15 protein-coding genes and 3 pseudogenes are annotated in these 21,334 nt (G+C 36.3%); 9 read left to right on the top strand and 9 right to left on the bottom strand.

Translation table 11 applies throughout. The annotated features are described in order from the left end of the window. The 3 genes and pseudogenes from nrdE to nrdH all read right to left on the bottom strand — a co-directional run bounded on the left by nrdE (window position 1) and on the right by nrdH (window position 2,753). Window positions 1-2,134, bottom strand: a pseudogene (nrdE, locus tag BscR1v2_RS01550) (class 1b ribonucleoside-diphosphate reductase subunit alpha). 2 nt (window positions 2,135-2,136) lie between these two features. Further along, window positions 2,137-2,529, bottom strand: coding sequence for a class Ib ribonucleoside-diphosphate reductase assembly flavoprotein NrdI (gene nrdI / locus BscR1v2_RS01545; RefSeq protein WP_078689477.1), 393 nt, complete (start codon window positions 2,527-2,529; stop codon window positions 2,137-2,139). Beyond that, window positions 2,529-2,753, bottom strand: coding sequence for a glutaredoxin-like protein NrdH (gene nrdH, locus BscR1v2_RS01540; RefSeq protein ID WP_007477950.1), 225 nt, complete (start codon window positions 2,751-2,753; stop codon window positions 2,529-2,531). The genes nrdI and nrdH overlap by 1 nt, the downstream gene beginning before the upstream one ends. A 690-nt stretch (window positions 2,754-3,443) precedes the next feature. Here nrdH and BscR1v2_RS01535 point away from each other — a divergent pair. The 7 genes and pseudogenes from BscR1v2_RS01535 to BscR1v2_RS01505 all read left to right on the top strand — a co-directional run bounded on the left by BscR1v2_RS01535 (window position 3,444) and on the right by BscR1v2_RS01505 (window position 10,622). Next, a complete protein-coding gene (locus BscR1v2_RS01535) occupies window positions 3,444-4,196 on the top strand; it encodes an ABC transporter ATP-binding protein (protein WP_078690294.1) in 753 nt (250 codons plus the stop codon). Window positions 4,197-4,199: 3 nt separating this feature from the next. Beyond that, on the top strand, window positions 4,200-5,072 hold the full coding sequence (locus BscR1v2_RS01530; protein WP_078689476.1) for a metal ABC transporter permease: 873 nt from the start codon (window positions 4,200-4,202) through the stop codon (window positions 5,070-5,072). 9 nt (window positions 5,073-5,081) lie between these two features. Continuing rightward, a complete protein-coding gene (locus tag BscR1v2_RS01525; protein ID WP_078689475.1) occupies window positions 5,082-6,023 on the top strand; it encodes a metal ABC transporter solute-binding protein, Zn/Mn family in 942 nt (313 codons plus the stop codon). 381 nt (window positions 6,024-6,404) lie between these two features. Continuing rightward, window positions 6,405-7,729: pseudogene (gene ugpB / locus BscR1v2_RS01520) on the top strand (sn-glycerol-3-phosphate ABC transporter substrate-binding protein UgpB). A 105-nt stretch (window positions 7,730-7,834) separates the two neighbouring features. Next, the gene (gene ugpA, locus BscR1v2_RS01515) at window positions 7,835-8,719 is read left to right on the top strand and encodes a sn-glycerol-3-phosphate ABC transporter permease UgpA (RefSeq protein WP_078689474.1); all 885 of its coding nucleotides are present in this window, start codon (window positions 7,835-7,837) and stop codon (window positions 8,717-8,719) included. Window positions 8,720-8,730: 11 nt separating this feature from the next. Then, the gene (ugpE, locus tag BscR1v2_RS01510) at window positions 8,731-9,582 is read left to right on the top strand and encodes a sn-glycerol-3-phosphate ABC transporter permease UgpE (protein ID WP_078689473.1); all 852 of its coding nucleotides are present in this window, start codon (window positions 8,731-8,733) and stop codon (window positions 9,580-9,582) included. 2 nt (window positions 9,583-9,584) lie between these two features. After that, on the top strand, window positions 9,585-10,622 hold the full coding sequence (locus tag BscR1v2_RS01505; RefSeq protein WP_078689472.1) for a sn-glycerol-3-phosphate import ATP-binding protein UgpC: 1,038 nt from the start codon (window positions 9,585-9,587) through the stop codon (window positions 10,620-10,622). Between the two features lie 101 nt (window positions 10,623-10,723). Here BscR1v2_RS01505 and BscR1v2_RS01500 read toward each other — a convergent pair whose 3' ends face one another. From BscR1v2_RS01500 to BscR1v2_RS01490, 3 genes are all read right to left on the bottom strand, one after another. Further along, on the bottom strand, window positions 10,724-11,446 hold the full coding sequence (locus BscR1v2_RS01500; RefSeq protein WP_078689471.1) for a glycerophosphodiester phosphodiesterase: 723 nt from the start codon (window positions 11,444-11,446) through the stop codon (window positions 10,724-10,726). 166 nt (window positions 11,447-11,612) lie between these two features. Beyond that, window positions 11,613-13,169 carry a glutamine-hydrolyzing GMP synthase gene (gene guaA / locus BscR1v2_RS01495; RefSeq protein WP_078690293.1) on the bottom strand — a complete coding sequence of 519 codons (1,557 nt, stop codon included), beginning with the start codon at window positions 13,167-13,169 and terminating at the stop codon, window positions 11,613-11,615. A gap of 133 nt (window positions 13,170-13,302) precedes the next feature. Further along, complete coding sequence (locus tag BscR1v2_RS01490; protein ID WP_078689470.1) at window positions 13,303-14,589, bottom strand: RsmB/NOP family class I SAM-dependent RNA methyltransferase; 1,287 nt, start codon at window positions 14,587-14,589, stop codon at window positions 13,303-13,305. A 238-nt stretch (window positions 14,590-14,827) separates the two neighbouring features. Here BscR1v2_RS01490 and BscR1v2_RS01485 point away from each other — a divergent pair, with 238 nt between their 5' ends. Together BscR1v2_RS01485 and BscR1v2_RS07945 are read left to right on the top strand one after the other, a co-directional pair. Continuing rightward, window positions 14,828-15,670: a universal stress protein gene (locus BscR1v2_RS01485; protein WP_236829010.1), complete on the top strand. Its 843-nt coding sequence runs from the start codon at window positions 14,828-14,830 to the stop codon at window positions 15,668-15,670. A 254-nt stretch (window positions 15,671-15,924) separates the two neighbouring features. Then, window positions 15,925-16,074, top strand: coding sequence for a hypothetical protein (locus BscR1v2_RS07945; RefSeq protein WP_153301969.1), 150 nt, complete (start codon window positions 15,925-15,927; stop codon window positions 16,072-16,074). A gap of 172 nt (window positions 16,075-16,246) precedes the next feature. Here the strand turns inward: BscR1v2_RS07945 and guaB are convergent, their stop codons facing one another. The 3 genes and pseudogenes from guaB to BscR1v2_RS01470 all read right to left on the bottom strand — a co-directional run bounded on the left by guaB (window position 16,247) and on the right by BscR1v2_RS01470 (window position 21,284). Continuing rightward, the gene (gene guaB / locus BscR1v2_RS01480; RefSeq protein WP_078662964.1) at window positions 16,247-17,746 is read right to left on the bottom strand and encodes an IMP dehydrogenase; all 1,500 of its coding nucleotides are present in this window, start codon (window positions 17,744-17,746) and stop codon (window positions 16,247-16,249) included. Between the two features lie 151 nt (window positions 17,747-17,897). After that, the gene (locus BscR1v2_RS01475) at window positions 17,898-19,469 is read right to left on the bottom strand and encodes a phospholipase D family protein (RefSeq protein ID WP_078689469.1); all 1,572 of its coding nucleotides are present in this window, start codon (window positions 19,467-19,469) and stop codon (window positions 17,898-17,900) included. Between the two features lie 403 nt (window positions 19,470-19,872). Further along, window positions 19,873-21,284: pseudogene (locus BscR1v2_RS01470) on the bottom strand (sigma-54-dependent transcriptional regulator). Window positions 21,285-21,334 lie beyond the last annotated feature (50 nt).

Here is a 21,334-nt window from a genome sequence, read left to right as displayed (position 1 = left end):
CTACAAGCTGCACGAAACACAGCCATCAACTTCTGTTCCACTCAATGCCTTTTGCCGCAGACGGATATAATAAACACTTTTTATACCTTTTTCCAAGCATAAATTTGTGCACAGTTAACATCACGCGTAGTAGCTGTATCAGGAAAAAATAAAGTTAACGAAAGACCTTGATCTACATGCTGCGTCGCAGCAGCGTAAGTATCAATAATTTTTTCAGGCCCAATCTCATAAGCATCCTGATAGAAATCTAAATTTGTATTATCCATATAAGGAGCAGGATAATAAACGCGTCCAATCTTGCCTTCCTTACGAATTTCAATCTTTGAAGCAATTGGATGAATCGAAGAAGTCGCATGATTAATATAGGAAATAGACCCCGTAGGCGGAATAGCTTGAAGATTGCGATTATAAAGCCCATGTTCAATAACTAATTTCTTGAGCTCCTTCCAGTCTTCTTGATTTGGTATAACGATATTATTACGCTCAAAAAGCTCTTGTACAAGTGGAAATTGTGGTTTCCATTCTGTTTCAATATATTTTGTAAAAAAACTACCATCTGCGTAAGCTGACTTTTCAAATCCCACAAATACTTTCTGACGCTCGCGTGCAATCAAATTGGAAGCACGCAGTACGTGATATGCCACTGTATAAAAATAGATATTAGTGAAATCAATAGCTTCCGGCGATCCATAATAAATCCGCTCACGTGCTAAAAAACCATGCAAATTCATTTGCCCCAAACCAATTGCATGGCTTTCGGAATTGCCCTTTGCAATAGAAGGTACACACGCAATATTACTCATATCAGAAACAGCAGTAAGAGCACGAACAGCTGTTTCCACTGTCCAACCAAAATCACTGCTTTCCATCGCTTTTGCAATGTTCATTGAACCAAGATTACACGATATATCATTCCCAATTGTACGATAAGTTAAATCTGTTTCCAGCTCACTTGCTTCATTTACCTGCAAAATTTCTGAGCACAAATTACTCATATTAATACGGCCCGCTATCGGGTTTGTTCTATTAGCTGTATCTTCAAATAAAAGATATGGATAACCTGATTCAAACTGTATTTCCGCTAATGTCTGGAAAAAAACACGCGCACTTATTTTCTTCTTACGGATTTTTGAATTATCAACAAAAGATCGATAATGCTCTGTCAAAGAAATGTCGCTAAAAGGCTTTCCCACAACCCGTTCAATGTCATAAGGTGAAAACAGATACATATCCTCATTATTACGTGCAAGTTCAAAAGTAATATCAGGGATAACAACACCAAGTGAAAGAGTTTTGATTCTAACCTTTTCGTCAGCATTTTCGCGCTTTGTGTCTAAAAATGTCATAATATCTAAATGATGCGCATGTAAATAGACAGCACCAGCGCCTTGTCGTGCACCAAGTTGATTAGCATAAGAAAATGCATCTTCTAACAATTTCATTACAGGCAAAACACCAGATGACTGATTTTCTATCTGTTTGATCGGTGCCCCTGCTTCTCGCAAATTAGTCAAACAAAGCGCAACACCTCCACCACGTTTTGAAAGTTGCAAAGCTGAATTAATTGAGCGACCAATCGACTCCATATTATCTTCAACCCGCAATAGAAAACACGATACCAACTCACCTCGTTGCTTTTTTCCTGCATTTAAAAACGTTGGTGTTGCAGGTTGAAACCGCCCTGTAATAATCTCATCAACCAAACACTCAGCAAGAGTTTTGTTGCCTTGTGCTAAATATAAAGCAACAAGGCAAACACGATCTTCATAACGCTCAAGATAGCGCTTTCCATCAAAGGTTTTCAGCGTATAACTGGTATAATATTTGAATGCCCCCAAAAAGGTAGGAAAACGAAACTTAAATGCATAAGCATGTTTAAACAGCTTTTTGACAAAAGAAAAATCATAAAGCTCAAATAATGCTTTCTCGTAATAACCTTCTTCTATCAGATAATCTATTTTTTCCTTCAAATCATGAAAAAAACCGTATTTTGATTAACATGCTGGAGAAAATATTGCCGCGCAGCAAGGCGATCCATGTCAAATTGAATATGACCATTTTCATCATAAAGATTAAGCATTGCATTGAGTGCATGATAATCTGTAACTTGATCCAGCTTTTGAAGCCCTTCCATATCTACTTTTTCCAAAACTTTTCTAATCCCTTTTTAACAAAAATAACGTCTTCATCTGTTCCACGCAACTCAAAACGATAAAGGCAAGGCACAAAACATTTTTCAGAAATAATCTTGCTCGCTAAACTATAATTACGACCGAAATTACGATTTCCGCCTCCAATTACTCCACGAATTAATTTACGGTTTTCTATTTCATTAAGGAAATGAATAACGGGCTTTGGCACCGCCATCCTACCTTCTCCATCTGCATAGGTAGGTACGACCAATATATAAGGTTTCCCAACTAACACAGATGGTTTCTTTTTATCAATTTTGAAAAGCTGTTGACCTAGCTGAGAAACGAAATACTCAGTATTACCCGTTACACTCGAATAATAGACAATAAGCCCCATTAGCCACAAAGACCATTAATCATATCTGGTCTAAAACCAGACCAATGATTTTCACCACATACAACTACAGGAACCTGACGATACCCTAGAGATTGAATAAAATTATAGGCTTGTTCATCACGTGAAATATCAACGACACGATAATTAATACCTTTAGCATCGAAGGCACGATAAGTAGCATTACATTGGACACAAGATGGCTTACTATAAATAGTTATAGACATTCTCTTCAACTTTCATATTTCAAAAAAACAACCTAAAAAAGTTTACTCTGACAATTTATACAAATACAAAATAATAAAAACAGTAACTTTCATGTAAAATACATGCAGCTATATTTTAGTTACAAATAAATACAAACTTAAATATTAAGTTATGATACTCCATTACTAAATAATAAAAACTTGATGCTAACAAATGGTCATTTCACAATAATCAGTTACAAAACAACATTTTTAACATCTTACTTTACTCATTTTCCATTCCCCTCTCTTACTGTTTTTATAAAAATAGTAAGAGGATGTTCCTTATATCCCTCTAGGCTTCTTACATTGCAAAAATTTTCGATTTACAAACAATACAAAAAGACCCTTCCTCGCTAAACAAACACTTTAGCGGAACTACTACCCAATTATTCATAATATAATTTTTGCTATATTGTAGAAGCAATCAGAGCTTCAAAAATGCGTGATATTCCCATTTGCGCTCATTTAAAACAATCAATCATTTCGATACTATATATAGTATACACGCACGTTATTTCGTCAAGAAAAATTCAACCATTATTGTGAATTTTCCACGATCTTCCCATCAAAGGATATAACCTTCAAAAACATATGCAATGATATAACATTTCATTGACAAATGTAACTATATAACATAACTTATAGAGAAAGAATAAAAATGGTATGGATATGTGCTTATATTTCAACAATGTAACACTAGGTTATGCAAATAGGACGATAATAAAGGATTTTTCAGCAAAATTAACAGTGAACTCATTAATCGCAATAATTGGTGATAACGGTTCTGGAAAATCTACATTGCTTAAAGCCATTGCAGGATTGATTAAGCCTATTAGTGGCAAAATTGTAAAACCAATGAAAAGCCGTATCGCTTATCTTGCCCAACAGTGTGAAATTGATCGAACGTTTCCAATCAATGTAGAAACGCTTATAAAGACAGGACTGTGGTCTTTTTGTGGGTTGTTGAAAAACCAGCGCTCTTATCAAGATAAAATTAAAAATGCACTCGAAATAGTTGGGCTTACAGAGCTCGCTAATCGCTCGCTTGATACACTATCAAGTGGTCAATTACAGCGTGCTCTTTTTGCACGTATCATTGTACAGGATTCTGATATCATATTGCTTGATGAACCTTTCAACGGTGTAGATCTTAATACCCAAAAAGATCTTCTTGCACTAATTACCCATTGGCAAAAACAAGGACGAACTGTTCTTATAGCACTGCATGATCCTCTTATTGTTCAAGAGCATTTTCCCAAAACGATTCAAATCAATAAACAATGTGCCTTTTATAGAGAAACGACACCACTCCTCACCCCTAGTGACCATCATAGCATGCCATTTTTTATACCCAGTTTTTCTCCTAACAATTCATCAAAACAATATTTCCCTATCAATGATTCTAAGCAGATTGGATCATAATACGTGTACGAATTTTTCCTTGCACCTTTCATTGATTTCAAATTCATGCAAAATGCCTTAATCGGTTCGACTCTATTAGCCATTAGCGCCTGTCCTATTGGCGTGTTTTTAACACTGCGTGGAATGAGCTTAATAGGCGATGCCATGTCTCATGCTATTCTTCCTGGTGTCGCAATTTCCTTTCTATTTTATGGGTTTGTCCTCATTCCTATGGCTATTGGTGGAATCATAGCGGGCATTATTGTCGCGTTAGCAACTGCCTTAATTTCACGCAATGGCTTTCAAAAAGAAGATGCATCAATGGCAGTCTTTTACCTTATTGCGTTGGCAGGAGGAGTTATTATTATTTCACTCAAAGGATCAACTGTTGATCTTCTCCATTTTTTATTTGGTTCAGTTCTTTCTATTGACACAGAAGCCCTTTGGTTAATTACCACCTTAATGTTGATAACAATGAGCAGTCTGTGTATTTTCTGGCGTGCTCTTATAATGGAAAGCCTTGATCCATTGTTTTTTAAATCACTTTCTCCCTTAGGAAAATATATCCATATATTATTACTTGGACTGACGGTATTTAATTTGGTTGGTGGTTTCCACTCACTAGGAGCTCTAATGTCAGTTGGCATTATGATGATTCCAGCCATCACGGCTCGTTTTTGGCTTTCGCGGCTAGGGCCTATTTGTGTGCTATCTATCATTTTAGGAATAATTTCTAGCGCATTTGGTCTACTACTTTCTTTTCACATGTCACTTCCCTCTGGCCCTACTATTATTTTAGTTGCAGGATTTATCTATATTCTCTCTTGCTTCATAAGCCCACGCGGCCTTATTGCAGCACGATTTCCTCGTCTTTTTTATACCTCTTCTTCATCATAGGAAAACAATATGCACACACGTGTTAAACAATTTGCCTTGCTCGGCTTTATTTTATTCTTTCCCTTTTTTTCATCTTCCGCCGCTGCAAATAATAAGATCAAAGTTGTCGCAAGTTTTTCTATTCTCGCAGACTTGATAGAAAATGTAGGAGGTGATCATATTGCTATGACAACTTTAGTTGGCCCTAATGCAAGCATTCATACGTATGAACCCACTCCACGTGATGTAAAAGTTCTTAAAGACGCTCATATTATTTTTGTAAATGGACTTCATTTAGAAGATTCTATTAACCGACTCATCGCAGCAAGCGATACAAAAGCACTTCTTATTGAAGCTAGTGCCAACATTCCCGCACTTACACTTAAAGATCAAGAACACGGTACAAAACATCACCATCATCACAACAGTATTGATCCACACGCTTGGCAAGCTATCTCTAATGTAAAAATTTATGTCAAAAATATTGCTGTTGCTTTTTGTACAATCGATCACCAATCATGCGAAAGTTACAATAAAAATGCTGATGCTTATCTCCAAAAACTCGATACACTGCAAACAGCTATCACAACACAAATTGCGACCATCCCACAAGATAAACGTATCATTATTACATCTCATGATGCTTTTAATTATTTTTCTCATGAATATGATTTTACTATACTTGCACCTCAAAGTATTTCAACAGAGACAGAAGCCACCGCAGCAGATGTTGCCAGCCTTATTAAGCAAATTAAAGCCAATAAAGCATCTGCATTGTTTGTTGAAAATATCTCCAATCCCCGCCTTATAGAACAGATTGCAAAAGAAACAAATTTGAAAATTGGTGGCACTCTTTATTCTGATGCATTATCGGAAAAAAACGGCCCTGCAGCAACTTATCTGAGTATGATACAATACAACGTTAACACTATCATCAATGCAATACAGACCACTCAAATTATCAATAACTAAGACATGAACAGCAGCTTTTAAATAATATTCAAAACTATCAACAAATATTACAAAAATTCAACGGCATTTTACTGAAAAATAATAAATTTAAATATTGTATATTCTTATCTAAACAAGCCGACTGATTCCGTTTTTGATCGGGCCTTTATTTTATTCTTTTTTGAATTATTGCAGTCAATTACTTGTAGTTATTATTGTACTCATTTGCATAATATTTCAAAACGGTAAAACTGGTAAGTTTATACAAATTCGTTTGACCTTTTTATGGTTCATGTTTAAATAAATTAACGTATTTCTGAAATGAACCATCATGGTATTATTTACGCATTATAATATATAATCTTGAAAAACTGTGTTCCATTAACTCAGAAAAGGTGAATCATGAACCGTTTTTATTTTTCCGCAGCAGCATTTGCAATTATTATGACTGCAGCAACAACGGGTTTCACGCAAACAAAAATCAGTTTTTGGCATTCTATGAGCGGTGAGCTAGGAAAACAAACTGAAAATTTAATTAATGATTTTAATGCAAGCCAATCTGATTACAAAATCATTCCTTCATTTCGTGGAGAATATGAAGAAAGCATGGTCTCACTTATTGCAGCATTTCGCGGAAAACAGCAGCCAGTTCTTGCCCAAATTTATGAAATTGGTACAAGTACCATGATGGCTGCAAAAGGTGCAATTTATCCACTTTATCAACTCATGAATGACACAAAGCAAGAATTTAACTCTGCAGACTATTTGTCTACCATCAGTAGTTATTACTCTGATGAAAAAGGACGAATGCTTTCCATGCCATTCAATGCTTCAACACCCATTCTTTTTTATAATAAAGACATTTTTAAAAAAGCAGGACTTGACCCAGAGCAGCCGCCTAAAACATGGCAAGATATCGAAAAATTTTCCCAAAAAATTCTCGATAGTAAAGCAGCAAGTTGTGGTTTTACAATGGCTTATGCAGCCCAATGGATTGGTTTAGAAAATTTTTCAGCATTGCATAATATCCCCTTTGGAACAAAAGAAAACGGTTTTAATGGGCTTGATTCAGAATTAACAGTGAATGGACCTTTGCAAATACGTATGTGGACTGACCTTAAAAAATGGTCAGATCAAGGTATTTTCCGCTACGGTGGCCCAGCTGGTGCATTAGACTCAGCCCCAATGTTTATGGCACAACATTGTGCAATCTTTATGCAATCTTCAGGATCGCTTAACAGCATCATTTCAGAAGCTCAGTTTAATGTTGGAGTTGGTATGCTGCCCTATTATGCTGATGTGCAAAATACACCACAAAACTCAATTATCGGGGGGCTTCTATTTGGGTTTTAAAAGGTCATAAACCTGAAGAATATGCAGGAGCAGCAGCCTTTCTCAAATTCCTCTCGCGGACAGATAATCAAGCAAAATGGCACCAGACAACAGGTTATCTCCCCATCACAAAAGCTGCTTATGAGTTAAACAAAGAACAACATTTCTATGAAAAAAACCCAGGTGCAGATATCGCTATTCAACAAATTGATCTCAACCCACCAACAGAGAACTCAAAAGGAATAAGATTTGGTAACTTGCCACAAATTCGTTCCATCCTTGATCAAGAATTGGAAGCTATTCTTAACGGCTCTAAAACACCTAAAGCTGGATTGGATAAAGCGGTTGAACGTGGTAATAAGCTTTTACGTGAATTTGAAAAAGCTAATCATTAAAATTTCATGATTATTGTTAAAAGCTAAAAATTCGACTTTAAAAGCCGATTTTTCCAACTTTCTTTTAATTTCTCTTCCAACGCCTCTTACTAAAGAGCACCGCAAATGCAAGAAAAACATGCATATTTTAAAAATAGACTACTCCCTTATTGTCTACTCTTGCCTCAGCTTGCTGTAACTTTCTTGTTTTTCCTTTGGCCTACTGCCCAAGCAATAAAATCATCTTTTGAGCGTGAAGATCCGTTTGGTTTAACCACAACTTTTATTGGATTTGAAAATTACGTAACGATTCTCTCTGATCCAATTTATATAAAATCATTTCTTACAACTATAATATTTTCTGTCTCTGTTACTGTTGTTTCAATGACAATATCGCTTCTTTTAGCGGTTTCAGCTGATCGCGTTATTCATGCAAAAAAGGCTTATACAATACTCTTACTCTGGCCTTATGCGGTTGCCCCCGTATTAGCCGGTATATTATGGTTGTTTATCTTCCACCCAACTATTGGAACTGTTCCTTTTCTTCTTGAGAAAATAAATATTATTTGGAATCATCGTATTAATGGTACTCAAGCAATGATTCTTATTGTGATTGCTGCTAGCTGGCAACAAATTTCCTACAATTTTCTCTTTTTTCTAGCTGGACTTCAATCTATACAACAATCTCAAATAGAAGCAGCTGCTATTGATGGCGCTGGTCCTTTTAAACGATTTTGGACTATAGTCTTCCCACAACTTTCACCAACAACCTTTTTTCTTCTTGTTATCAACATCAATTATGTCATGTTTGATACATTCGGCATTATTGATAATATAACTTTTGGAGGACCTGCGCATGCAACAACCACGCTTGTCTATAAAATATATGACGACGGTTTTAGAAACCAAATAATCGGTGCGTCAGCAGCGCAATCAATAATCTTAATGTTTATGGTTACTGGCTTAATACTTATCCAGTTTCGCTGGATTGATCGCCGTGTACAATATTAAGGAAAGAAATTATGGTTGAAAATCGCCCTTTTTTGACATTTCTGACCCATCTTATCCTCATTGTTGGCATTATCATTATTTGTTTTCCAGTTTACGTTGCTATTATTGCTTCAACTCATAACTCAGCTGCATTTAGCTCGGGAACAATCCCTCTCTTACCAGGGCAATACACTTTAGAAAATTATAAAATAATTTTTGGTGATGGTCTTGCGCAACATGGTCTTCCAAACCTCTTACCACTTTTAATAAACTCACTCATAATGGCAATTGGTATTAGCGTTGGAAAAATTATTATTTCGCTCCTCTCTGCTTACGCAATTGTCTATATGCGCTTCCCTTTTCGTAAAACGGCTTTTGTTTTGATCTTTGTCACATTAATGTTACCTATAGAAGTTCGTATTATTCCGACATATGCAGTCGTTGCACAGTTAAACATGATAAATACTTACAGTGGAATGATTATTCCATTGATTGCTTCGGCAACTGCTACATTTTTATTTCGTCAATTCTTTTTGACTATTCCCGATGAACTTTTAGAAGCCGCTCGCGTTGATGGTGCAGGACCATTTAAATTTTTTAAGGATATTCTTTTACCCCTTAGTAAAAATAATATAGCTGCTTTATTTATTATTATGTTCGTTTATGGATGGGTACAGTATCTCTGGCCTTTACTTGTTATGACAGATCAAGACCACCAAACCATTCTTATTATCCTGAAACAACTTATTGTAGAATCACTTCAACATGATCCTCAATGGAATATCCTTATGGCAGTATCAGTTGTCGCTATGGTACCACCTGTTTTAGTTGTCATCTGCATGCACCGGCTTTTTGTTAAAGGCCTCATTGAAACGGAGAAATAGCCGTGGCTATCATTCAGTTATCAAATATAAAAAAACAATATGACAATGACACTGTGGTCATTAATGATTTAAACTTAACCGTTGCTGATAGCGAACTTCTTGTTATTGTTGGTCCCTCAGGATGTGGAAAATCAACTTTATTACGTATCATTGCTGGGCTCGAACAAGTCACCTCAGGTGAGCTCTATATTGATAATGAGCTTATCAACGATTATGAACCAGCTGATCGTGACATTGCTATGGTTTTCCAAAATTACGCACTCTATCCACATATGACAGTACGTGGAAACTTGGAATACGGCCTTAAAAATAGAAAAACACCAAAAGAAGAAATTAAGAGGCGTGTGACACATGCTGCAAAACTTTTGGAAATAGAGCCATTTCTTGATCGCAAACCACAACAATTATCAGGAGGACAACGCCAACGTGTTGCAATGGGGCGTGTTATTGTTCGTCAACCACGTGTCTTTCTTTTTGATGAACCACTTTCAAACCTTGATTCAAAATTACGTACACAAATGTGTATCGAAATAAAAAAACTACAACGCTCACTAAAAACAACTAGCCTTTATGTCACCCACGATCAATTAGAAGCTATGACACTGGCTGATAGAATAGTCGTTATGAATCAAGGAGCTATCGAACAAATTGGAACACCAATGGAAATTTACGATTATCCAGAAACAATATTTGTTGCAAATTTTATTGGCTCTCCCCCTATGAATTTTCTTGATCGTCAAGCTCTAGAACAACATTTAAACAGTTCATTTTCTTGTAGTGAACAAACTGATATTTTAGCATTTAGACCGGAAGCAATTTTGTTGGGTGAGCATCCAGACAAAGGTCCCGTTTTTCATACGCATATTGAACTCATCAAACCTGTAGGAACAGGGTGCCATGTCTTAACACGTTGGAATAATACCGTTTTCACAGTTGATATAAAAGAGCGCCTTACAAATAGTTATGGACAACAATTAAATTTCACCGTTCCTAATCAGAGTTTTCATACTTTTAACAAGATTACAGGAAAACGCACATAATTAATAAAATTAATAAAGCTTAATTTAAACCTCATAAGCTTTTTTAGAAAGCTCTTTACTTAATTAATTTTCGTCTTTGTCATGATGTATAAGACTATTTTTCATTTTTGTGAACGTAATTGTAAAGCAAGATCAGGTTGATCTGTTGTAATGTAATGCACAGGCATATCAAGCCAATGTGATAAACGAGCCTTCCCGTTTATTGTCCAAACACCGACAGTAAAGCCAGCATCAAGTGCAGATTCAATAAATTTTCGCGATACAATTGAACCATCTAAACTCAGATCAGAGTGCCCTAATTTTTTCCATTTAGAAAACTGGTAAGATATATCACCTTCAAAATTATCTATACATGGACCAGATGGTATTCCTGCTTCAATAAAAGGGCGCAAACAAGTAGAATCAAAACTGATTGCTGAAACTCTTTTTGCCAAATTGCGGCTATTAATCAATCCAAGGGCTTTTTGAGATAAAATATATTCGCGCTCAATCGCACCACATGTTTTGATTTCAAGATGCAGTGCAACGTTTGTTGGCACTAAAAGATCTAATAATTCTTCTAGTAAAGGAGGAGACTCAGTACTGCCTTTTACGCAAAGTTGCTTGCGTGTTTCATTATCAATATCATGAATATACCCTTTTTGCCCTACCAATTGCTCAAGGCAAAAATCATGAAATACAACCACCTCACCACTTTTAAGGAGATGAACATCACATTCAATTTCATCAACTCCCAACGCAATTGCATGACGAAACGCTGAAAGTGTATTTTCAGAATAGAGATTAGCTCCACCACGATGAGCAACAATTTTTGGTTTAAACATAGATTATTTTTTACTTCCAAACTCAATTAAAGAGAATAAAATGAGGATTAAAGGCAATATCAGCCCAAGAATACTCCTTTCCAAGCAATTGTTCTTTTCTTTCAATTATCTTAAATGCCACTTTCCAACAGCTTTTGATTCTTCAAACACTTGCATCTGATTCTAATTATTCCCATTCAATAGTACCAGGAGGCTTTGAAGTTACATCATAAACAACACGATTAATACCTCGAACTTCATTAATAATACGCGTTGCTACCTTGCCCAAGAAATTCATATCATACGGATAAAAATCAGCAGTCATACCGTCTACAGATGTTACAGCACGAAGAGCGCAAACAAATTCATAAGTGCGTCCATCACCCATAACACCAACAGTTTGAACAGGAAGAAGAACAGCAAAAGCTTGCCAAATTTCATCATAAAGACCTGCTTTACGAATTTCATCAAGGTAAATAGCATCTGCTTCACGCAAAATTTCTAATTTTTCAGGCGTTACTCCACCTGGACATCGAATTGCAAGACCGGGACCTGGAAAAGGATGGCGGCCAATAAATTGCTCAGGCAAACCTAATTCTCTCCCCAAAGAGCGGACATCATCTTTAAACAATTCACGTAATGGCTCTACAAGTTGCATATTCATTCGCTCTGGTAATCCACCCACATTATGGTGACTTTTAATTGTTATCCCATCACCAACAGCTGAAATACTTTCAATAACATCTGGGTAAAGTGTTCCTTGAGCTAAAAACTGTGCACCACCTACCTTTTTGGCTTCTTCTTCAAAAACTTCAATAAAAAGGCGACCTATAGTTTTGCGCTTTTTCTCTGGATCTGTTTCACCCTTCAAAGCATTAATAAACCTATGAGCAGCATTAACATGAACAAGCTTTATATTATAATTATCGCGAAACAATGTAAGAACTTCTTCAGCTTCATTCTTACGCATCAACCCATGATCTACAAAAATACATGTCAGTTGCTCTCCTATCGCTTCATGAAGTAATATAGCTGTAACCGATGAATCCACCCCACCTGAAAGACCACAGATCACACGACCTTTTCCGACTTTTTTGCGTATCGCAGCTATAGCCTGATCACGATAAGCAGCCATGGACCAATCACTTTTAAGACCACAGATTTTATAAACAAAATTTTGCAAAAGTTTTATACCATCTGGTGTATGAACAACTTCAGGGTGAAACTGCACTGCATAAAAATGCCGTTTCTCATCAGCAATGGCGGCATAAGGAGCACCTTGCGATGTTCCGATTACACGAAAACCTTCAGGCAAAGCTGTTACACGATCACCATGGCTCATCCATACTTGTTGAGATGACCCTTTTTCCCAAACACCATCAAAAAGCGCACTTTCTTCTTTTACTTCCAAAGAAGCACGTCCAAATTCACGCTCATGTCCAGTTTCAACTTTTCCACCAAGTTGAACACACATGATTTGTTCACCATAACAAATACCAAGAACTGGGATGCCGGCTTCAAAAATTTCTATCGGAGCACGTGGTGAGCCATCATCAACAGTCGAATAAGGACTACCCGATAAAATAACAGCTTTAGGTTTAATATTTTTGAACTTCTCTAAAGCCAATTGAAAAGGAACAATTTCGGAATAAACGCCTATTGCCCGCACTCGCCGTGCAATCAGCTGTGTAACTTGTGAACCAAAATCAATAATAAGAATAGTATTTGAATGCGATGTACTCATAGAAAACCAATCAATAATTGCAAAGAATAGCAAATGAGATTTATGATTTAATCTTTCTCTTTTCACAAGCCTTTTGGCATTAGAAAAATATCATTGTTATACAATTTGAAATAAAAAACGTGGAAATATATCTTCAATGCTTCTTTTGTAAAATAGCTAAAAAGAAACCATCTGTCTGAGTTGATGCTGGCGATAAAGTCAATCCATAACTCGAAAACATTGGCTGTATAGTTGAAGAACTAAAATGTCGCTGCCAAAGTGCACGCAAATCTATAGGAAAAAAGTTGGAATGTCGTTGAAGAAAACGGGAAATTTGCTCTTCATTCTCATCTATAAAAAGAGAACATGTAATATAAACTAAACGTCCATTTGATTTAAGATAAACCAATGCCTCATTCAAAATAGCAAATTGCTCTTCTTGGCGTTGTTTTACTTGTTCTGGTGTCAAACGCCATTTTGCATCTGGGCGACGGCGCCATGTTCCTGTTCCACTACATGGAGCATCTAATAAAACTATATCCATCTGACCTACTAATGGCTTTAATTCTTCTACATGCACCCGTGATTGTACATTATGGATACCAGCTCGGCGAAGACGACTAAAAATAGGAGCCAAGCGGACTTTATTTGAATCATAAGCATAAATTTGCCCCCGATTATTCATATTGGCAGCCAAAGCTAATGTTTTTCCACCAGCTCCTGCACAATAATCTAATAACTGTATACCTGCTTTTGTTTCTGTAAGATGAGCAACAATTTGAGATCCCAAATCCTGTACTTCAAAGTGCCCTTTTTGGAAGGCAGGTTCAGCTTGCACATTAGGATGACGTCCAAATTTTTCAATTGGTGCAATTCTTAAAGCTTGCCGAAACCATGAAAAAGATTGAACTTTTATTTTTGCTAATTCTTTAAGCACTTTCTCTGGTGTTGCTTTTAAACTGTTCACTCGTAAATCTAACGGAGGACGTGTTGCTAAAGCAGCAGCTTCAGTTACCCAATTGTCGGCAAATAAGGGTTGAAGATGAGCTTGACACCATTGGGGAATATCACCACGAATATAGTCTGGTGCATCAACCAGCTGACGTTTTTGCCATGAATGACGCTGTTTAAGCGCTAATAATTGTGGTGTAAACCGATCTCCTTCTAAAGTGCTATCAATCTGTTCAATGGTCATTGCTCCGGTATCTAACAAAGCTCCAAAAGCTATGTCTAGAATATCATCACTATCCATACGCCATTGTAATGAATAACGTCGTCTTAAAACATCATAAACAATTGTACCAATTGCTGCACGATCACTCACCCCAGCAAAACGGTGAGAAAGTCCCCAATCTTTCAGAGCTTCACTTGCAGGACGATGCCGCATCTCTATCTCTTTTAGAACATCTATTGCTGCTTGCAAACGCCCACCTAATCGCAATTCATTCTCCTATGCAAATGCTATCAATAAATAATTAAATTAAAAACTTTAAATGATCTTCTTCATTTTCAGTGATAATCTAAAATAACCCCCAAATTTATTATTGAAAACCGAATACTTCTCACTATAGGCTAGAATTTTATTCTGAAGAAAGATAGAATTATTATTTCTATAACTTGTAGATATTAACGAAGATTATAAACCTCTTCTATAAGCAATAACATTGGGACATAATATAATGACAAAACCGATACTCGCTCTTATTGATTCTTCAATTTATGCAAAACATGTATGTGACCTAGCGTTATGGGCTGCTAAATCTATGCAAACAACAATTCGGTTGTTGCACGTCTTGGACAAATCGGAAGAAGAAATTAGTATACCAGATACACAACAAGCCGACAATAACACACTAAATCCATCTGACTTAAAACAACAAGATACCACTCTTGCTAAAGCACTCTTTGCGCAAAAAGTTGGACAAACAGCTTTGGAAGAAGCGAAAGATTATCTCAATTCTCAGAGTCATATTGAAATTGAAACACGCTTACGTCATGATAGCCTTATTGATGCATTGAATACTTATAATACTCAATCTTCACTTATCGTTATGGGGAAACGTGGTGAACAAACAGCATCTGATAAAAAACGATTAGGGCTCAATTTTGAAAACGTTGTACGCTCTTCTGAGCTTCCAATTCTCGTTGCTTCACGTCATTTTCGCCCAATTCAAAGAGTTCTCATAGCTTTTGACGGTGGCCCTTTGATCATGAAAGCTATTGATTTTATTTGTACACGAAAATTTTTTAATAACCTAACCTTTGTATTAGGTATGGCAGAATTGCAAACACAAGCTGTGCAAGACAGTTTCAACGAAACATTAGAGCGATTACAAGCTGCTAAAATTAAAGTTGAACCACTCAAAACAGAAGACAGTCTTGAACAAATGATTCTTCAGAACATTCAAACACTTCATCTTGATATGCTCGTTATGGGAGCTTTTCACCACTCTAAAATGTATAATTTTTATTTGGCTCTAAAACTCAGACTATTATCCATAAAGCGCCTATTCCAGTTATGATTGCACGAGAATTATAAAGCTCTCTTCACCTTGGAAAATAAAAATAAACACTAAATGACTTAACCAATAGTTTTGAAGACTAAACGATTAGCATTATAAAAAGGCTGTTTGCTTAGGAAAGCTCTTGCCCCACTATATTTATCTCATTTCAAACAAAGCATAGATGAACTTTTTCAAAAATTCTCGGAACTACTATTTGATATGACCGTTCCTCTATACTGGCATATGCCAGATAGTTAAAAAGGAGAAAATTAATGAATACTCATAATAATGAGAAAATAGCTGCATCTAAAAGCAATCAAAATACAATGTCCTCACATAATAGAAAGAAATCCGTCCAAAGTAATCAGGCTAGCGATCGCCACTGTGCATTAAAAGCAGGACGGCAAAATATGAAAAGTTAATCTTCCCATTTTAAGATAACTGCTAGAAGGAATTGGAATAAGTAACACCCAATTCCTTCTTTTGGTAAGTTTGGAATTGCAATATACAAGGCTGCACACAAATGATAGATATCATATCATTTTTTCAAAAGAACTCTTGGTATTGATATAAAAATAACGCCAAATTTAGTTATCAAACAGGACCACGATAATTTGGGCTTTCTCGTGTAATAGAAACATCATGTGTATGACTTTCATAAAGGCCAGCATTCGTAATACGAACAAATGTTGCTTTTTTACGAAATTCAACTAAATCTTGTGCTCCAACATAGCCCATTGAAGCACGTAATCCACCAGCCAGCTGATGTAGAACTGATGCTATAGGGCCTTTATAAGCAACTTGCCCCTCAACACCTTCAGGTACCAGTTTAAGTTCATCCTGAACCTCAGCTTGAAAATAACGATCTGCCGATCCTCTCGCCATAGCAGCGACAGACCCCATACCCCGATAAGCTTTAAAAGAACGACCCTGATAAAGATAAACTTCTCCAGGACTTTCATCTGTACCAGCTAAAAGAGAGCCAATCATAGCGGCACAAGCTCCGCCTGCCAAAGCTTTAGCAAAATCACCTGAAGTTTTGATACCACCATCAGCAATAATGGGAATCCCTGCTTTATCAGCAACTTCTACAGCATCCATAATAGCTGAAAGCTGAGGTACACCAACCCCCGAAACAATCCGCGTTGTACAAATAGAGCCAGGCCCAATACCAACTTTTACCGCATCTGCACCACTATCAATTAAAGCTTGTGTTGCTTGCGCAGTCGCTACATTACCAGCCATAATAGTTGTAGAAAGTGCCATTTTTTTAATACGTTCAATCGTTTCTAACACACGTTGAGAATGCCCATGAGCTGTATCAATCACCAATACATCAACGCCTGCATCAACTAATCGTTCAGCTCGTTCAATTCCGTTATCCCCTACACCACTGGCAGCTGCAACACGTAAACGCCCTTGAGAATCTTTAGTAGCATTCGGATGTAACCGCGCTTTTTCAATATCTTTGACTGTCACTAAACCAACACAGCGATTTTGCTCGTCTACAACCAATAATTTTTCAATACGATGATAATGTAAAAGACATTTTGCTTCATCCAGTTGAACATTTTCACGTACTGTGATTAAATTTTCATGCGTCATTAATTCACGGATTTTTTGCTTTGGATCTGATGCAAAGCGCACATCCCTATTGGTTAAAATACCAACCAGCTTACCAGAAATTCCACCCTTAGCTCCATTTTCAACAACAGGAATACCTGAAATACCATGAGAGCGCATTAAATTCTTTGCCTCTTCCAGTGTCGCATCTGGCCCAATTGTTACCGGATTAACAACCATACCGGATTCAAATTTTTTCACTTGACGGACTTCTTCAGCTTGCTCTGTAGGGGACATGTTGCGATGAATAACACCAAGACCCCCAGCTTGAGCCATAGCAATTGCTAAACGCGATTCTGTCACCGTATCCATTGCGGCAGAAAGTAAAGGTAAATTCAATTCAATATCAGCTGCAATACGTGTTTTAAGATCCACTTGGCTAGGCATAACAAGCGAATGGCCAGGTTGCAGAAGTACATCATCAAAGGTAAGCGCCAATACACCTGTTTTGGTTTCAACAATTTTTGTCATGGCCAAATTCCTTTAATAATAAAATACTGGCAAATAAATATAAAGTGCAGCTGTAGTCTTTATGCGCTGTGAATTTGGCAATGAATTATGCCATGTTACAAACAAAATGAAAAGAAAAATAAATATTTTTTCTAATATATTCTTGTATAAGCTATAATTGTGATTCAAGTGGCAACCAACTCATTATCTTTGCAAATGCGCGACGCCTAAAACTGCTTTCTGGTTCATAATCAATACTATATTGTTTTTCATTTTCAATAAAATCCCAATAAATACGATCATTATCCCCAAGACGTAAACAATAACTCATTTCACCTGTTGTTTCCTCTAAAAAAAGCAAATCCAACATAGCTGTAATTGGTGCACATTCAAAAAGAATACCCATTTCTGTATTCAATGAAGCTGATCGAGGATCAAAATTTAAAGATCCAATAAAAGCAGTTTTATGGTCAATTAAAAAAGCTTTTGTATGTAAACTTGCTTTACTTGATCTAAACAACCACAACCGGTGGGGACCTCCATCCGGTTTTAGTTCATAAAGTTTAACACCACTTTTCAATAACGCCTTACGATAAGGTGCATAACCACTATGCACCACCACCACATCAGTCGCCGCTAAAGAATTAGTAAGAATTCTAACATCAACACCTTTTGACACCAAACTGCTCAAATGCTGTGTACCTGCTTTACCAGGAACAAAATAAGGTGATGTAATTTGGACTGTTTTTTTTGCACCTTCAATAACCTGTGAGAGCACCTCCATCAGCCAATTGCCTACTTTTTTGCCTAATGCTTTTTCTGGAGGATCAGAAAGAACTTCAACTTTATCTGCTAGAAATAATCGCTTTCTCGTTTGGATAAAACATTCAAAACTGATATATTTGTTGACATAATCTAAATAAACTTTTGTAACTTTGGAATGACGAAATTTTTGCAATTTATCTTTCCAATCATCAAGGTTATTTGTACTTTTTGGAACGACTAAAGCATGAATTGGCAAAACTACAGAACTATTCCAAAAATCATCAAAGATAGTTTCTACTTTTTTTACCGATGGACCAATTAACATAAGGTCTAGATCTCGGAAACTTGCCTCTTTACCTGCATCAAAATAAGAATCTGCAATATTGCGTCCTCCTACAAAAGCTACCCGTCCATCTACAATAAAAGCTTTATTATGCATTCTGCGTGTTACAACAAGTGCCCGCAAGATAATCTCTAAACCGCGACGTAAACCACCACTGCGTGCTCGCCCTGGATTAAACATTCTAACTTCAATATAAGGATGTTTATTAAGCGCAATATAAGCTGGATCACGTCCCTGAGCATTAATATCATCCAAAAGAAGACGCACGCGCACACCACGATCAGCCGCTTCCACCACTTCGCTAAGTAACAAACGCCCTGTTAAATCATCGTCCCAAATATAATACATCAGATCAAGACTGCGCTCAGCCTGTGCCGCTGCCATTGTACGAACACAAAACGCATCTAAATTGCTAGTAATGAGGGAAAGAGCATCTTTGTCTCCCCCTAATCCATTCTTCTCTTTTGCTAATCGACTCACTATACGATCAAGCTTGGTCGCATCTTTCTCAACATTAAACGCATAAGAATATTCCTTTATCGTACTTTTGGTAAAACAGCCATAAGCGTAAATTGCCAATATAAATGCTGTAGTAAAAAAGATAATAGATCCGATAATAATATTTAACAGAATCAAAGTGATACACTTTCTACTTTAAAAGCTATTGCACACTCATAAATACGTACTCTAACATTAAAATCAACGTTCTTATCATTCAATTAATACAATAAAGTAGAATCTTATTATTTACTTGAAAAAATATAACCTACCCCATCAGCGATTCTAAAACTCTGCGTCCAACGTGCGAGAGCATGAAATGTCTGTTTATTATTGTAAATGCAGTCTTAATTTCAATACCACAAGCTTTAAGCAATAAAGCTAATGAGAATATCTTCAAATAAAATTTCATATTTATTAAGTTAAAACAAAAACATTGATTGAAAAATTACTTCAAATTTAGTCAGTTATATCGTAAACGGTACTTTAGAAAAAACAGAAATCTTCATATTATTACTATTAAAAGTAAAAGCAGTAATTCTTATGAATGGAAATCTATTATAGATTTTCCTTCTATTTTTGACTGTTTGTCACCCTCGTATTCTTCTATTCTACGATAAAGTGTAGAACGCCCTATACAAAGACGGCGAGAAACCTCACTCATACGTCTCTTATAATGTTTAACTGCCTTTTCAATAATATCGCGCTCCATATCCGCAAAGGTACGGACATGTCCTTCAGAATTTAAAAATTGTATAGACTTTTTTTCAGAATGTTCTTGAACATGATTATACATAATACTTGGAACACCAAGTAATGAACTTCCCATTAATTGTGGAAAATCGCGAACAGTTAACAAAGGCCCTTCACTGAGTAAAACTGCGCGAAATAATAAATTTTCAAGTTCACTATGGTTACCAGGCCAATCATATTGCATAAGCAATGAAATAGCTGACCCCGACAAACCATGTATATGTGATCGTCCTGTTTCAGTGATGATATGATCAATCAAACGCTGAGAAATTTCTGGAAGATCATCTCTCAATTCTCGTAAAGTGGGAACATTGATACATAATTGGGAAAACTGTTCAAACAAACCATGAAAAAAACATCATCTTTAACTAGATCCTCAAGTTGTGATGTTGATATGGCAATAATGCGAAAAGGAGGCTGTTCATTCTTTATAGCCTCTTCTCTCTCTTTAAGATAATGTGCAAAACGTTTTTGCTGTATGAGCTCGAGTCGATCAATATCACAAAGACAAAGAGTTCCCTTTTCAAGAGAAAAAACTAGTGGTAAAAATTCTTTAAACCATATGTGTTTTTCTTGCTCTGGATCAACAACAGGTAAACATTGGAAACGAACAAAAGGCCCTTTTGAAAATAAGCTTTCACAGTGAATAATGCGCGCTAACGTTTCACGACCAGTTCCTATTTCACCTTTTATCAAAAGATTCTGTGGGGAAATAGCTGCACTTTTCGATTGTTCTAAAACCGCTTGCATGACACTGCTTTTTGTATAGAGATCAGAAAATCGTAAATAATTTTTATTTCGTCGTTGGATATAATAAACTTCACGTTCTAACGCAGAAGTACGTGAAAGATTATTCAATGTAATTCTCAATCGTAGTGGTGTAACTGGATAAATCCAATAATCAATAGCTCCAGCTCTTAAAGCTTTTTGAAGTGATTCTTGATTATCTTGCTTTGCTATAACAATAACAGGAACAGAGACTCCAGCAGCTCTAATTGTCGTAATCAAATCACTTATACTTAAATCACTCATAACAACATCAAGCAATGCAAGCATGACATTTTTACGTCTATGTAAAAGATCGATCGTACGTAAGCTATTTTCTGCTTCAATGACACGATAACCAAGATCTCGGAGCATAGTAGAAAACTCTATACGCTTTCCGTGGTCTTCACTCGCAACAAGAATAGGGCCAACCATAATTTAATAATCTCCTTTGAGACTACTAAACAATATTAATATTGAGAATT

The sequence above is a fragment of the Bartonella schoenbuchensis R1 genome, from assembly GCF_002022685.1.
GTDB classification, from domain to species: domain Bacteria; phylum Pseudomonadota; class Alphaproteobacteria; order Rhizobiales; family Rhizobiaceae; genus Bartonella; species Bartonella schoenbuchensis.
Note: the sequence above shows the minus strand (reverse complement) of the source record. Positions and strands in the feature narration are given on the sequence as shown.

Excerpts from the sequence above, each read along its gene's own strand:
- nrdI (WP_078689477.1), bottom strand. The coding sequence starts at position 2,529 with ATGGGGCTTATTGTCTATTATTCGAGTGTAACGGGTAATACTGAGTAT.
- nrdH (WP_007477950.1), bottom strand. The coding sequence starts at position 2,753 with ATGTCTATAACTATTTATAGTAAGCCATCTTGTGTCCAATGTAATGCT.
- BscR1v2_RS01535 (WP_078690294.1), top strand. The coding sequence starts at position 3,444 with ATGTGCTTATATTTCAACAATGTAACACTAGGTTATGCAAATAGGACG.
- BscR1v2_RS01525 (WP_078689475.1), top strand. The coding sequence starts at position 5,082 with ATGCACACACGTGTTAAACAATTTGCCTTGCTCGGCTTTATTTTATTC.
- ugpA (WP_078689474.1), top strand. The coding sequence starts at position 7,835 with ATGCAAGAAAAACATGCATATTTTAAAAATAGACTACTCCCTTATTGT.
- ugpE (WP_078689473.1), top strand. The coding sequence starts at position 8,731 with ATGGTTGAAAATCGCCCTTTTTTGACATTTCTGACCCATCTTATCCTC.
- BscR1v2_RS01500 (WP_078689471.1), bottom strand. The coding sequence starts at position 11,446 with ATGTTTAAACCAAAAATTGTTGCTCATCGTGGTGGAGCTAATCTCTAT.
- guaA (WP_078690293.1), bottom strand. The coding sequence starts at position 13,169 with ATGAGTACATCGCATTCAAATACTATTCTTATTATTGATTTTGGTTCA.
- BscR1v2_RS01485 (WP_236829010.1), top strand. The coding sequence starts at position 14,828 with ATGACAAAACCGATACTCGCTCTTATTGATTCTTCAATTTATGCAAAA.
- BscR1v2_RS07945 (WP_153301969.1), top strand. The coding sequence starts at position 15,925 with ATGAATACTCATAATAATGAGAAAATAGCTGCATCTAAAAGCAATCAA.
- guaB (WP_078662964.1), bottom strand. The coding sequence starts at position 17,746 with ATGACAAAAATTGTTGAAACCAAAACAGGTGTATTGGCGCTTACCTTT.